The sequence below is a fragment of the Streptomyces sp. NPDC088116 genome (assembly GCF_044741745.1).
Lineage (GTDB): Bacteria > Actinomycetota > Actinomycetes > Streptomycetales > Streptomycetaceae > Streptomyces.
Window position 1 is genome coordinate 661,630 of sequence record NZ_JBIUTF010000002.1, and the last position, 13,393, is coordinate 675,022.

The following is a 13,393-nucleotide window of genomic DNA, read 5'->3' on the forward strand; positions in this document are numbered from 1 at the left end:
GGCGGAGAGCAGTCGGGAGAGCAGGTGCTAATGCGCCGCTTCCCAGGTCACGGTCGTACCCCGATCGCCCGGTGCGCCGTCCTCGCGCAGGCCGTCGTCCGTGACCAGCAGGCGTACCGCGTCCCGCCCGTCCGGCAGTTCCGCCGCCGCGTCGATCTCCACCTCGACGCCCGTCACACCCTCCCGCCTGTGCGCGGCCGCGAGTGCGCCGCGCAGGGCCGCCAGCAGTTGCGCGGACACCGGCTCGCCCACCAGGGTGTCCACCGGCCCGCTGAAGCGTACGGAGGGCCGGAAGCCCAGCAGGACCGCCGCTCCGGCCGTCTCGCGCAGCACCTGCCCGCGTACGCTCGTCGGCGCGTCGGCCGGGGGCTGCTGGAGGGCGAAGATGGTGGTCCGTACCTCCTGGATGGTCGAGTCCAGCTCGTCCACCGCCCGGCCCAGCAGTTCGTCCAGCTCCGGTGTGGCCGCGCGCCGTCGGGTGGACTCCAGCATCATCTCCGTGGCGAAGAGCCGCTGGACGACCAGATCGTGCAGATCGCGGGCGATCCGGTCGCGGTCCTCGTACACCGCGAGCTGCTCCCGGTCGTGCTGGGAGTCCGCGAGTACGAGCGCGAGCGCCGCCTGTGAGGCGAACTGGGTGGCCAGCAGCCGGTCCACGGCGCTGTACGGGAGGCCTCCGCGCCGGCGGGGCAGGGCGAGCGTGCCGATGAGTTTGCCGCCGCTCTGGAGCGGCAGCATCATGCTCGGTCCGAAACGGGCCCGTACAGGTGTGGTCATCCGGGGGTCGGTCGCCGAGTCCTCGATGAATACCGGTTCCCCGCCCAGCAGTTGGACCAGGACGGGTGATCCGGGCTCGATGGTGGTGCCGATGATGTCGCCCGGGTCCTCCACCGCGGAGGCGGCGACGATCTCCATCCCGCCCTCGTCCGTGGGCTGGAGCACCACGCCCGCGTCGGCGTCGGCGAGGACTCGTGCCGACTCGGCCACGGTCATCAGCGCCTCGGCCGGATTCTCCCCGGCCAGCAGGACGGTGGTGACGGCCGCGGCCCCCTCGATCCACCTCTCGCGCTGCCGGGCCGTCCCGTACAGCCGGGCGTTGCCGATCGCGATGCCGGCCTGCGAGGCGAGTACCCGCAGCAGGCTCTGGTCCCGCTCGGTGAAGAGACCGGTCCGCTTCTCCGTCAGGTAGAGGCTGCCGAAGACCTCGCCGCCCACCTGGATCGGGACGCCGAGGAAGGAGTGCATCAGGGGGTGGCCGGGCGGTACGCCGGACGACCGGGGGTCGGCCGTCAGATCGTCCAGCAGCAGGGGACGCGGATCCTGGACGGGGACTCCGATGATCCCGGTGTGCCCGTCGGGCAGCCGGCGGATGCGCTCACGGTCGGCGTCGCTCATGCCGGCCGTGAACAGCTCGGTGAGCCTGCCGCGTTCGGGGTCGACCAGGCCGAGCGCGCCGTAGCGGGCGCCGATGAGTTCGGTGGCGGTGTCCACGATGTGCTGGAGTGTGGTGCGCACTTCGAGGTCGGTGCCGATGCCGAGCACCGCCTCCAGCAGCATGGGCAGCCGGGGCGCCGCCGCCTCCGCTTCCTCGGTCCCGCCTCCCTGCGCGTCGCTCATCGCGTCGGCCGGCCCGCGACGCCTCAGTGGGCGTCGGCCAGTGGGTTCAGGACCATCGGCTGGATCTTGCCCTCCAGCATCGCCCCGAGACCGAGAACGGTGCAGATGTCGGGGCGTTCCGCGATCGCCACCGGCATGCCCGTCGCGTCGCGCAGCATCTGGTCGAGGCCGGGCAGCAGCGCGCTGCCGCCGACCATCATGATCCCGCGGTCGGCCAGGTCCGCCACCAGATCGGGCGGGCAGTCGCGGAGCACCTTGCCGATGCCGTCGAGTACGGAGGTCAGCGGGGTGTAGATCGCCGCCCGTACGGCCGCGGTGTCCACGAGCACCGAACGCGCGATGCCGGTGGCCACGTCCCGGCCGTGGATCTCGGTCGTGGTGGGGCCGCCCGGGGTGAGGCCGTTGCCGCTGAGCGCCAGTTGCAACGGGCGTACGGAATGGCTGGGCAGCATCAACTCGTGCTGGTGGCGCAGATACTGGATCACCGCGTGATCGATGGAATTGCCGCCGACCGGGATCCGCTGGGCGGTGACGATGGATCCGAGCGAGAGCACGGCGACCTGCGTGGTCGCGGCGCCGCAGACCATGATCATGGTGGCGGTGGGCTGTTCCACCGGGAGCCCGCAGCCGACGGCGGCCGCGATCAGGGTGTCGACCAGTTCGACCCGGCGCGCGCCGAGGCCGACGAGGGTCTCGACGGTGGCGCGCTGGGCGAGCGGGTCGCTGTCGTGCGGGGTGCAGGCGGCGGCGCGCAGTCGCGGCTTGCGGCGCAGCTGGCGGCGGAGTTTGTCGCCGAGGAGATGGCGCAGCATCCGCTGGGCCATCTCGATGTCGACGACGGTGCCGCCGGTGACGGGGCGGGTGACCCGGATGTAGTCGGGTGTACGGCCCGTCATCCGCTCGGCGAGGGTTCCGACGGCGATGAGCGCACCGGTACGGGTGTTCACCGCGGCGACGCTCGGCTCGTCGACGACGAGACCGGCTCCCTTCACAAAGACCCGAGTCCTGGCGGCCCCCAGGTCGACGGCGATGTGGCAACGGCGCAACTGCTCAAGACTGACGGTCACGGCAGGTTCTCCCGAGAACGCTGAGGTGGTTCACCGGCGGCCGCCGGGCCCTGTTCGCATCGTGCGTCGAGGGGCCCCGCCACGCGCGCTGGACTACGCCAGTCGGGCGTACGAAGCTGACGGCACGTCAGAAAGCATGACCCTGACGCGTCGGATCGTACGATCGACGCGCGCGACCAACCCGGATGGCCGACTCGAACGCGGTGCTCGCGCGGGGGGCCTGGTGCGGGATGTGTGGGCGGGACGCGTACGGGGCCCGCCTTCCGCCCGTGCGGCCGGGCTGCTCCCGGCCCGTACGCCGGCCTGTTCGGCGTCGGTGCGGCCGGACCCGCCCGGCGTATTCGTGTGACGGCGTCTGTCGCACCGTACGACCGATCCGGTCGTACCCGTATGACCGCGTCACCCGGTCGGACGGTCAGGTCCCTTGTCGGATCCGCCCGGCGCGGTCCGGCGCGACCAGCGCTGCAACAGCCCCCAGGTGAACTCCGCGACGCCCTCTCCGCCGTCCGGCAGGGTGAACGCCAGCCCCAGCCGGGTCGGGGCGGTGCCCTCCAGGGGACGGGCCGGCGGGAACGCACGCGCGACCTCGTCCACGGTGCAGGACCACGGGCGCAGGTCCTCGGCCGTGCGCGGCCCGGGGTCCGCTGCCTCCGGTGCGCGGATCAGCCACTCGTTCCATACGGCACCGCCCGGCGCGGCCATCACCTCGAAGCGCAGGTCGGGCCAGAGCGGTACCGGCCACAGCAGGGCCTCGCACTCCAGATCGCCGACCGTCCGCCGGAAGGTCCGCTCGGGGGCGCCGAGTACGGAGCGGTAGCGGGACAGCGTGCCCCGGGCGCGGGGGGAGCGCACCATCGCCTGCCAGCGGCGGTTGGCCTCGCGCATGTCGGCCAGGGACGCGCCCAGTTCGCGGCGGGCGTCCTCGACCAGTTCCGGTTGGTGGTCGGCCATCCTGCGCAGCAGTACGAGCTGGAATTCGCGCGGCCCGAACGGCCCGTTGGACGTCATGGCGCCATCCTGCCCGCTGTGCCCCCTTCTGATGGGCGGGCCGAAACGGGGCATATCCGTGAGGGGTGGTGGTTCACACAGGATCCTCACAGCCATGGCTATCGGGCTTGTCCGGCCGCCGCATACTCTGCGGGCGCCATGGACTACTGCCACCAGTGCCGACGGCATCTCAACGGGGCGTTGACCTGTGCCGACTGCGGCACCCCCGTCGAGGAGCTGCGGCAGCGAGATTCCGCACCGTCCGGTTCGCGACGCCGTCGGCGCTCGGACCGGGACGAGCGCGGTGGCGACGCCGGGAGCGGTCACGGAGCGTACGAGGTCGCGCCGGAGGGTGAGTGCGGGCGGGTGAGCCTCGACCCCGAGGGCGGTGGACCGGAGAGTGACGGGCGGGAGAGTGACGGGCGGGGGAGCGGCGGACGGGCCTCTGGCCGCGCCGCCTCGCGGTCTTCCCGCTCGTTCCGCTCATCGGACTCCTCGCGTTCCTCGCGGCGCAAGGCCTCCCGCCCCTCCCGTCGCGAGGCTTCCCGTCGTACCGGACCGCGCCGGGCACGCAGCAAGCGTGGTCGCCGGACGCGGACCGTCATATTCGGTGTGGTGCTCGCGGCGGCCGCGCTGAGCCTGGCCGAGCTGGCCATGGAGGCGCCGGGCAGGGGTGGCGCCAGCTCCGTGAAGGAGGAGGCGACCGTCGGCCTCGACGGCGGACCGGACGGCTCGGACCGTCCCGCCGACCCCGATGATCCCCGGCCCGCCGTGTCATCGGGGCCCGGCGCGAGCGGAACCGCGAGCCCGGACGACAGCCGGGAGCCGGGCGCTTCGGGGTCCCCGGACGCGACCGGGTCGTCCTCCGCCGCGCCGGGCGCCGACGGTGCGGACTCGTCGCGGCCTGAAACGCCCGGATCACCCGGAGCGCCCGGCTCCGACGGTCCCACGACGGGTGCGAGCGGGCCCTCCGTGCCGACGGACGGTCCCACCTCGGGTGATCCGCAGACGCCCGGCCAGCCGACTCCGTCGGATTCCGAGCCGGACCCGGAGCCGGAGCCCGATCCCGAGCCGTCCGACACCTGCACCCCGTTCCTCTGGTGGTGCAGCTGATCCGGGCGGCTGCACCGGGCGCCGGCCGCGCCGCGCGGCACCGGCCGCTCCGCGCGGCGCCGGCCGCCCTCACGCGGCACCGGTCACGCCACGCGGCTCCACGCGCTACGGCGCGCCCTCGCCCAGCATCCGCTTGAGCAGATCGCGCAGCATCCCGCGCTCCTCGGCGGACAGTTCGGCGAGCGGCTCGCGGGCGAAGCCCAGCCCGTCCCGCAGCTGCGCGGCCGTCGCGAGCCCCTGCTCGGTCGGGGCCGCGAGCTTCACCCTGCGGTCGGCCGGGTCGGGGCGGCGCTCCACCAGGGCGCGCGCTTCGAGCCGGTCCACGATGCCCGTCACGTTCGACGGCTCACACTTCAGCTTCTGCGCGATCCGACGCATGGGCATAGGTTCCAGGGACAGCAGCCCCAGTACGCGCGCCTGCGCGCCGGTGAGGGAGTGCCTGGCCGCGGCCCGTTCGTACTCCTCGTAGTAGCGGGCCACGACGGAGCCGATGAGTTCGATGACTTCGAGGGTCAGTGGGTCCTTGCGCGGTGTGGCCATGGGCAGCAGGATACGCGCTTACTTGACAACATGAAATATTCAGGAGCATGGTTGTTTCAGGTGGTGAAGCTTTCCCCATGGCTCACCGTCGCAGGACTATCTGAGGAGGTTTCGCCCCCATGACCGCACTTCCCGAATCCGGCCGTGCCTGGCATCTCGTCGCCCGCCCCCACGGCTGGCCCGAGCCGGCCGACGTCGCCCTGCGCGAGGTCCCGGTGGCGGAGCCGGGCGAGGGCCGGATCCTGGTCCGTAACCTCCACTTCTCGGTCGACCCGTACATGCGGGGACGGATGAACGACGTGAAGTCGTACACACCTCCCTTCGAGCTGGACCGGCCGATGGACGGCGGAGCGGTCGGTGTGGTCATCGCCTCCCGCGCCGAGGGCTTCGCCGTCGGTGACCATGTCCTGCACGGTCTCGGCTGGCGTGAGTACGCCGAAGTCCCGGCCGAGCGCGCGGCCAAGGTCGACGCCTCGCTGGCCCCGCTCTCCGCGTACCTCGGTGTGCTGGGCATGACCGGCCTGACCGCTTACGCGGGTCTCTTCGAGACCGCCTCCTTCAAGGAGGGCGACATCGTCTTCGTCTCCGGCGCGGCCGGGGCGGTCGGCAGCCAGGTCGGCCAGATGGCCAGGCTCAGGGGCGCCTCGCGGGTGATCGGTTCGGCGGGTTCCGACGAGAAGGTCAAGCTGCTGACCGAGGAGTACGGCTTCGACGCGGCCTTCAACTACAAGAACGGCCCGGTCAGGGACCAGCTCAGGGAAGCGGCGCCCGACGGCATCGACGTCTACTTCGACAACGTGGGCGGCGACCACCTGGAAGCCGCGCTCTCCTCGTTCAACGTCCACGGCCGGGCCACCCTGTGCGGCGCGATCGCGCAGTACAACAGCACGGAGCCGACCCCGGCGCCGCGCAACCTCGCGCTGGCCATCGGCAAGCGGCTGCGGCTCCAGGGCATGCTCGTCGGCGACCACTTCGACCTCAGGGCGCAGTTCGTCGAGGATGTCGCGGGCTGGCTCGCCTCCGGTGAGCTGAAGTACAACGAGACCCTGGTCGAGGGCATCGAGAACGGCTTCGACGCCTTCCTCGGGCTCCTCCGCGGTGAGAACGCCGGGAAGATGATCGTCACACTCGACAGCTAGATTCGTCTCGCCAGTCTCGCCAGTCTCGCCAGTCTCGCCAGTCTCGCCAGTCTCACCGGTCTCGTCGGCCTCAACAGCCTTACCGGTCTCACCAGTTGGTTTCACAGGAGGAAAGCAGCACATGAGCATCCAGCAGGTAGACGTCCTCTACACCGCCGTCGCCACCGCCGAGAACGGCCGTGACGGCCGGGTCTCCAGCGACGACGGCAACCTGGACGTCGTCGTCAACCCGCCCAAGAGCATGGGCGGCAGCGGCAACGGGACCAACCCGGAGCAGCTCTTCGCCGCCGGGTACAGCGCCTGCTTCCAGAGCGCGCTCGGTGTGGTCGCCCGTCAGCAGAAGGCCGACATCTCCGGCTCGACCGTGACCGCCACAGTCGGCATCGGCAAGCTGGCCGACGGTGGTTTCGGCCTGGAGGTCGAACTCACCACCTCCATCCCGAACGTGGACGAGGCCACCGCCAAGGAGCTGGTGGAGAAGGCGCACCAGGTGTGCCCGTACTCCAACGCGACGCGTGGCAACATCAAGGTCGAGCTGACCGTCGTCTGACGGTCCCTCCGCCCGATCGCACGCCGTGACCGCGGCGTACGGCCGAGGGCCGCATTCCCGAACCAGGGGTGCGGCCCTCGGCCTTTGTGCGGTTCCGCGTGGTTCCCGTGCGGTTCTTCGCGCAGGCCGCTCTCGCGCATGTTCGGCATCCCGGACATCGTTCGGGATTCTTGCGCCAGGCATTGACGTGCTTTCTGTTCGACCTTAGTTTCCGGGTTCGAAGTTACGGTCGCCGTTCGGTATGTCGGACCGGTGCGGGCGGGGCCGTGCGACGACAGAAACGAGCCGCTATGTCACCTTCCCTTCCGGGCCGCCGCGGTGTGCTCGGCGGGCTCGGAGCACTTGCCGTCGCGGGCGGCTTCGGGCTGGCCGCCGCCGGGAGCGGCGCCTCCGCGCTCACTTCGGACGCGGAGGTACGCGTCCGCTACTGGAATCTGTTCAGCGGTGGCGACGGCGGCAACATGATCGCCATGCTCGATGCCTTCCGTAAGGCCAATCCCGGTGTCGACGTGAAGGATTCGACCCTCCAGTGGGGCAATCCGTACTACACCAAGCTCGCCATGGCGGCTTCCGGCAGCCGCGCGCCCGACCTCGGCGTGATGCATCTGGGCCGTATCGCGGGCTTCGCCCCGGGACGGCTGCTCGACCCCTTCGACAGGGAACTGCTGGCCCGATACGGCGTCCACGAGCGGGACTTCAACCCGGAGCTGTGGAAGCGCGCCGTCATCGACGGCGAGCTGTACGCGCTGCCGCTCGACATCCACCCCCAGGTCAGCTTCTACCGCAAGGACGTGTGCGAGAAGGCGGGGCTGATCGGGGACGACGGCTGTCTCGTGCCGATCACCTCCACCGACGAGTGGTTCGGCGCGCTGAAGGCGGCCAAGAAGGCGACCGGGTCCGGCCTTCAGACCCTCGGACTGCACGCCAACGACCCGAACTTCTCCTGGTGGTTCTTCCTCTCCTTCTACGCGCAGCTCGGCGGAACGTACTTCGACGCGGGTCTCACGGACGTCACGTTCGACGAGGACAAGGCCACCGAGGTCCTGGAGTTCCTGCGCCGGCATGTCACCGACGGGTACTCCATCGTGGGCGCCGCCGACTCCGAGCAGTTCGTCAACGGCAGCCCCTTCGTCTGGGAGGGCGACTGGTCCGTGCCGGTCTACTCGGGGCCGAAGCTGGACTACGGGGCCACTGTGCTGCCGTCCGTCTTCGGCAGGCCCGCCACCCAGGCCGAGTCGCACTGCTTCGTCCTGCCGCACCGGAGCGACCGCGGTGGCGCCGTCGACGAAGGGGCGCACCGACTGGCCGCGTACGTCGTGCTCCACGCCCTGGAGTGGGCCAAGGGCGGCCACATCCCCGCCTATCTGCCGACCCTGGAGGGCCCCGCGTACAAGAAGCTCGAACCGCAGCACGAGTACGTCTCGGCCATGGACACCATGGCGCTGGAACCGCAGGCGTGGTTCGCCGGCTCGTCCGGCACCCTCGCGGCGCGTATCGGTCCCGTGATCACCTCCTCCAACCTCGGGTCCGCCAGGCCCGCGGCGACGGCCCGCCGTATGAACGGTGTCCTGGAGCGGCTCCTGGTGACGAAGAACCCGATGGAGGGCAAGGCCGCGGCCGAGGGAGGTTCCGGCGTATGACGACGAACGCGATGTCTGCGACGACCGCCGAGTCCCCGGTCCCGGCCGTGGAGGCCGTACGTCCCGCCCGCGCGGCCGGTGACGACACCGCGCGCGCCCGGCTGGGGCGGGCGACGCAGCACGGCGGCTGGTTCGTCGCCCCGTTCCTGGTGCTGTTCACGCTCTTCGTCCTGCTGCCCGTGGTCCGCGGGCTGGTCCTGAGCTTCACCGACGCCAACATCTCCGGCGTCGGGGCCCGCTTCGTGGGCCTGGACAACTACCGCGAGGCGTTCGGCGACCCGCTGGTGTGGCAATCGCTCGGCCACAGCGCGTACTTCACGCTCCTCGTGGTGCCCTGCATCGTCGTCCTCGCCTTCCTGATGGCCATGCTCGCGCACCACATCGAGCGCGCCAAGTGGCTGTGGCGGCTGTGCTTCTTCGCCCCGTTCCTGCTGCCGTCGGCCGTCGTCGGCAATCTGTGGCAGTGGCTGTTCAACCCGGGCACGGGCATGGTCAACCATGTCCTCGGCATCGGGACTCCCTGGCTCACCCAGAAGTCCACCGCCATGATCGCCGTCGTCATCGCCACCCTGTGGTGGACGGTCGGCTTCAGCTTTCTGCTCTACCTGGCGGCGCTACAGAGCATTCCGCGGCATCTGTACGAGGCCGCGGAGCTGGACGGAGCGAACGCCTGGCACCGCATGGCGCGCATCACCCTGCCGATGCTGCGCAACATCACCGGACTCGTCATCACCCTTCAGGTGCTCGCCTCGCTCCAGGTCTTCGACCAGGTCGTCGTGATGTACGACTTCGGCCCGGGGCCCGAGGAGAGCACCCGCACCTTCGTCCAGTACACGCTGGAGGAGGGGTTCACCAGCTATCGCGTCGGTTACGCCTCCGCGATCTCCATCATCTTCTTTGTGATCATCGCGGTCGTCGCCCTGGGACGGATGTGGCTGCTGCGCAAGCGTGAGGAGGGTGTGCGATGACCGCCGACACGGTGTTCTCCCGGGAGGACCCGAAAACCCGGAAGGCCCCGACGGCCGCGAAAGCCCCGAAGGCCGCGAAAGCCCCGACGGTCCGCAGGAAGTGGACCGGCGGCCAGATCGTGCTCACGGCGGCCGGTGTCGTCGTCTCCGCGATCTGGACCGCGCCGCTGCTGTGGGCGCTGTTCACCTCGTTCAAGTCGGAGACCGAGGCCGTCGCCGTCCCGGTGCGGTGGCTGCCGAAGGTGTGGACGACCCAGGCATGGGAGGGCATCTTCGAGACCGGCAACATCCCGAACTGGTTCGTCAACTCAGCGGTCGTCTCGGTCTGTGTCACCTTCATCGTGATGCTGGTCGGCGCGCTCGCGGGCTACGGTTTCGCCCGCACCGAGTTCCGTGGCAAGAGCGCGCTGATGACCCTCGTCATGGCCGGTCTGATGGTGTCGCCGGCGGTACTGGGCGTACCGCTGTTCGCCACCGTCCAGTCGATGGGGATGGTCGACACGTACTGGGGCATGATCCTGCCGCAGTGCGCGCCGGCGGCGATGGTCTACATCCTCTACAAGTTCTTCCAGTCGATCCCGCGTGAGCTGGAGGAAGCCGCGTTCATCGACGGCGCCGGGCGCTGGCGGGTCTTCTTCACCATCGTGCTGCCACTGTCACGGCCCTCCCTCTCGGCGGTCGGCATCTTCACCTTCATCGCCTCGTGGAACAACTTCCTGTGGCCGTACATGGTGACCAACAACCCCGACCTGATGACCATGCCGAACGGCATCGCGACCGTCATGAACTCCTACGGCATCCAGTGGGCGCAGCTGATGGCGGGCGGTCTGATGGCGGGGCTCCCGCTGGTCGTCGTCTTCGTCTTCTTCCAGCGCCAGATCGTCAGCGGTGTGGCCCATACGGGCCTGGCGGGTCAGTGAGTCGAAGCGCTTCCGCGATGGATGCGCCCCTGTCCCGCCGCTGTTGTCCCCTCGCTGTTGTCCCACCGATGTTCTGCCTGTGCCCCTGCCCGTGCCTGTGCCCCTGCCCGTGCCCTGCCCGTGCCCGTGTCCTACCGAGTTGAGGAATCATGACCCGAACCGCACGCTTCACCCTGCACCCCGACTTCACCGTCGGTGAGGTGAACCCCCGTCTCTTCGGCTCGTTCGTCGAACACCTCGGCCGCTGTGTCCACACCGGCGTGCACGAGCCCGGCCACCCGTCCGCCGACGACGCGGGGCTCCGTACGGACGTACTCGGCCTGATCCGTGAACTCGGCCCGACCGCAATCCGTTACCCCGGCGGCAACTTCGTGTCCGGCTACCGCTGGGAGGACGGCGTCGGTCCGGTGGACGAGCGGCCGCGCCGCCTCGATCTGGCCTGGAAGACCACCGAGTCCAACCGTTTCGGACTCGCCGAGTTCATCGACTTCGTACGCAAGGCCGGCCCGGAGGCCGAGCCGATGATGGCCGTCAACCTCGGTACGCGCGGTGTAGCCGAGGCCATCGAACTCCAGGAGTACGCCAACCACCCCGCGGGGACCGAGCTGTCCGAGCGCCGCAGGTCGCACGGCGACAAGGATCCGTACGGCATCAGGCTGTGGTGTCTCGGCAACGAGATGGACGGGCCCTGGCAGACCGGTCACAAGACGGCGCGGGAGTACGGGCGGCTCGCGGCCGAGACCGCGCGGGCGATGCGGCAGATCGACCCGGGCGTCGAACTGGTCGCCTGCGGGTCCTCCGGCTCGGGGATGGACACCTTCGCCGCGTGGGAGGCGACCGTCCTCACCGAGACGTACGACCTGGTGGATTACGTCTCCCTGCACGCCTACTACTGGGAGCAGGACGGCGACCGGGACTCCTTCCTCGCCTCGGCGGTGGACATGGAGTCCTTCATCGAGAAGGTCGTGGCGACCTGTGACCATGTCGGGGCCAAGCTGAAGTCCGACAAGAAGATCAACCTCTCGTTCGACGAGTGGAACGTCTGGTACATGGACCGGCCGAATCCGCACGAGGTCGAGGAGTGGCAGGAGGCTCCCCGCATCCTGGAGGACGTCTACTCGGTGACGGACGCCGTCGTCGTCGGCTCCCTGCTGATCGCCCTGCTCCGGCACGCGGACCGGGTGACGGTCGCGTGCCTCGCGCAGCTGGTCAATGTCATCGCGCCGATCATGACCGAGCCGGGCGGCGCTGCCTGGCGGCAGACCACCTTCTTCCCCTTCGCCCAGGCTTCGCGGTACGGGCGGGGGACGGTGCTGGACGTACGGGTCGACTCGCCGACGCGAGAGACGAGGAAGTACGGCGAGACGGACCTGCTGCACGCCACCGCCGTACGGGCCGACGACGGCACGGTCACCGTCTTCGCGGTCAACCGCTGCCTGACCGAGCCGCTGCCGCTGGAGGTACTGCTGTCCGGCCTGGACCTGACGACCCTGGTCGAGCACAGCGTGCTCGCCGACGCCGACCCGGAGGCCAGGAACACCCTGGAGGACCAGAACAGGGTCGCCCCGCACGCGGGTGAGGGCGCGACGCTCACGGACGGGACGCTGAGGGCGACGCTGGAGCCGCTCTCCTGGAATGTGATCCGGCTGGCGTGATCCCGGCCCCCTGACCTCCGACCCGGTGACGGGCGGCGCCCCACGCGCCGCCCGTCACGTCATGCGAAGGGCCGCCCCCGCCGGACAGGCCCCAATTCCGGGCGAACCATTGACGCGGAAGCGCTTCGACTCTAGCTTCCCGTTCGACGTCGCGATCGCAGTTCGATATTCCGAACGGTCCCCCCGCCTCTCCACGCCGTAAGGAGTTCGCGTGAGCCGCACCTCTCGCAGAACCACGCTCGTCGCCCTGCCCGCAGCCCTCCTCCTCGCCCTCGTACCGAGCAGCGCCTCGGCCTATCCCAACCCGGGCCGGGTCACCGGCGACATCGTCGTCCACGACCCGACGATGCTCCGCACCTCGTCCGGCCAGTACCTGCTCTACTCCACCGGGGACGGCCTCCAGGCCCGTACCTCCACCGACCGGATCGCCTTCAGCCGCAACCGCTCGGCCTTCACCACCCTGCCGGGCTGGTGGTCCACCTACTCCTCGGCCAAGGACCCGTGGGCACCAGACATCTCGTACCGGGGCGGCAAGTACCTGATGTACTACGCCGTTTCGTCCTTCGGCTCCAGCACCTCCGCGATCGGGCTGGCGACCTCGGCCACCGGGCAGGCCGGCAGCTGGACCGACCAGGGCATCGTCTACACGTCCAACTCCGGCAGCGACTACAACGCCATCGACCCCAACCTCTTCGTGGACGACGACGGCAAGTGGTGGCTGTCCTTCGGCTCCTGGTGGACCGGCATCAAGATGATCCGGATCGATCCTTCGACCGGCAAGCAGTACGCGGGGGACACCGCCCGCCGCGGCCTCGCCTCACGGCCCACCGGGACCAAGGCGGTCGAGGCGCCCGTCGTCGTCAAACGCAACGGTTACTACTACCTGTTCGCCTCGTACGACACGTGCTGCGCCGGAACCAGCTCCACGTACAAGATCAAGGTCGGCCGTGCCACCAGCGTCACCGGGCCCTACGTCGACAAGAACGGCGTGAACATGATGAACAACGGCGGCTCGCTCGTGCTGGAGAGCCATGGCCGCTACATCGGGCCCGGCGGACAGTCGATCATGCCGGACAACGACGGTGACCTGCTCGTCTACCACTACTACGACGGCCAGGACAACGGTACGCCCAAGCTCGGCGTCAATCTGCTGAGCTGGTCCGGCGGTTGGCCGACGGCGTACTGACGGGGTGTGGC

At 70.1% G+C, this 13,393-nt stretch carries 12 protein-coding genes; 8 read left to right on the forward strand and 4 right to left on the reverse strand.

Annotation, left to right across the window (positions count from 1 at the left end; translation table 11 throughout):
- Positions 1–27: 27 nt before the first annotated feature.
- From ACIOJD_RS09205 to ACIOJD_RS09215, 3 genes are all read right to left on the reverse strand, one after another.
- Entirely contained in the window at positions 28–1,617 is a 1,590-nt protein-coding gene (locus ACIOJD_RS09205; protein ID WP_401910151.1) for a GAF domain-containing protein, read from the reverse strand.
- Between the two features lie 23 nt (positions 1,618–1,640).
- Positions 1,641–2,684, reverse strand: a complete 1,044-nt coding sequence (locus ACIOJD_RS09210; RefSeq protein WP_401910154.1) for a rod shape-determining protein — start codon at positions 2,682–2,684, stop codon at positions 1,641–1,643.
- A gap of 399 nt (positions 2,685–3,083) precedes the next feature.
- A complete protein-coding gene (locus tag ACIOJD_RS09215) occupies positions 3,084–3,692 on the reverse strand; it encodes a hypothetical protein (RefSeq protein ID WP_401910156.1) in 609 nt (202 codons plus the stop codon).
- 594 nt (positions 3,693–4,286) lie between these two features.
- Between ACIOJD_RS09215 and ACIOJD_RS09220 the strand changes: the two genes are divergently transcribed.
- Positions 4,287–4,784, forward strand: a complete 498-nt coding sequence (locus ACIOJD_RS09220; protein ID WP_401910158.1) for a hypothetical protein — start codon at positions 4,287–4,289, stop codon at positions 4,782–4,784.
- A 105-nt stretch (positions 4,785–4,889) separates the two neighbouring features.
- Here the strand turns inward: ACIOJD_RS09220 and ACIOJD_RS09225 are convergent, their stop codons facing one another.
- Complete coding sequence (locus tag ACIOJD_RS09225; protein ID WP_401910160.1) at positions 4,890–5,324, reverse strand: MarR family winged helix-turn-helix transcriptional regulator; 435 nt, start codon at positions 5,322–5,324, stop codon at positions 4,890–4,892.
- A 119-nt stretch (positions 5,325–5,443) separates the two neighbouring features.
- Here ACIOJD_RS09225 and ACIOJD_RS09230 point away from each other — a divergent pair, with 119 nt between their 5' ends.
- The 7 genes from ACIOJD_RS09230 (at position 5,444) to ACIOJD_RS09260 (ending at position 13,382) form a co-directional block, all read left to right on the forward strand.
- Complete coding sequence (locus ACIOJD_RS09230; protein WP_401910162.1) at positions 5,444–6,463, forward strand: NADP-dependent oxidoreductase; 1,020 nt, start codon at positions 5,444–5,446, stop codon at positions 6,461–6,463.
- Positions 6,464–6,584: 121 nt separating this feature from the next.
- The gene (locus ACIOJD_RS09235) at positions 6,585–7,013 is read left to right on the forward strand and encodes an organic hydroperoxide resistance protein (protein WP_401910165.1); all 429 of its coding nucleotides are present in this window, start codon (positions 6,585–6,587) and stop codon (positions 7,011–7,013) included.
- 290 nt (positions 7,014–7,303) lie between these two features.
- A complete protein-coding gene (locus ACIOJD_RS09240; RefSeq protein ID WP_401910168.1) occupies positions 7,304–8,653 on the forward strand; it encodes an extracellular solute-binding protein in 1,350 nt (449 codons plus the stop codon).
- Between the two features lie 11 nt (positions 8,654–8,664).
- The gene (locus ACIOJD_RS09245; protein ID WP_401911663.1) at positions 8,665–9,621 is read left to right on the forward strand and encodes a carbohydrate ABC transporter permease; all 957 of its coding nucleotides are present in this window, start codon (positions 8,665–8,667) and stop codon (positions 9,619–9,621) included.
- Positions 9,618–10,541, forward strand: coding sequence for a carbohydrate ABC transporter permease (locus tag ACIOJD_RS09250; protein WP_401910171.1), 924 nt, complete (start codon positions 9,618–9,620; stop codon positions 10,539–10,541). The genes ACIOJD_RS09245 and ACIOJD_RS09250 overlap by 4 nt, the downstream gene beginning before the upstream one ends.
- Positions 10,542–10,690: 149 nt before the next feature.
- Positions 10,691–12,196: an alpha-N-arabinofuranosidase gene (locus ACIOJD_RS09255; protein ID WP_401910174.1), complete on the forward strand. Its 1,506-nt coding sequence runs from the start codon at positions 10,691–10,693 to the stop codon at positions 12,194–12,196.
- Positions 12,197–12,407: 211 nt separating this feature from the next.
- Positions 12,408–13,382 (forward strand): arabinan endo-1,5-alpha-L-arabinosidase, encoded by a 975-nt coding sequence (locus ACIOJD_RS09260; protein ID WP_401910177.1) that lies wholly within the window; start codon positions 12,408–12,410, stop codon positions 13,380–13,382.
- Positions 13,383–13,393 lie beyond the last annotated feature (11 nt).

Bases quoted from the DNA above. Each gene is read 5' to 3' on its own strand.
- ACIOJD_RS09205 (WP_401910151.1), bottom strand. From the start codon at position 1,617: ATGAGCGACGCGCAGGGAGGCGGGACCGAGGAAGCGGAGGCGGCGGCG.
- ACIOJD_RS09215 (WP_401910156.1), bottom strand. From the start codon at position 3,692: ATGACGTCCAACGGGCCGTTCGGGCCGCGCGAATTCCAGCTCGTACTG.
- ACIOJD_RS09225 (WP_401910160.1), bottom strand. From the start codon at position 5,324: ATGGCCACACCGCGCAAGGACCCACTGACCCTCGAAGTCATCGAACTC.
- ACIOJD_RS09230 (WP_401910162.1), top strand. From the start codon at position 5,444: ATGACCGCACTTCCCGAATCCGGCCGTGCCTGGCATCTCGTCGCCCGC.
- ACIOJD_RS09235 (WP_401910165.1), top strand. From the start codon at position 6,585: ATGAGCATCCAGCAGGTAGACGTCCTCTACACCGCCGTCGCCACCGCC.
- ACIOJD_RS09240 (WP_401910168.1), top strand. From the start codon at position 7,304: ATGTCACCTTCCCTTCCGGGCCGCCGCGGTGTGCTCGGCGGGCTCGGA.
- ACIOJD_RS09245 (WP_401911663.1), top strand. From the start codon at position 8,665: ATGTCTGCGACGACCGCCGAGTCCCCGGTCCCGGCCGTGGAGGCCGTA.
- ACIOJD_RS09250 (WP_401910171.1), top strand. From the start codon at position 9,618: ATGACCGCCGACACGGTGTTCTCCCGGGAGGACCCGAAAACCCGGAAG.
- ACIOJD_RS09255 (WP_401910174.1), top strand. From the start codon at position 10,691: ATGACCCGAACCGCACGCTTCACCCTGCACCCCGACTTCACCGTCGGT.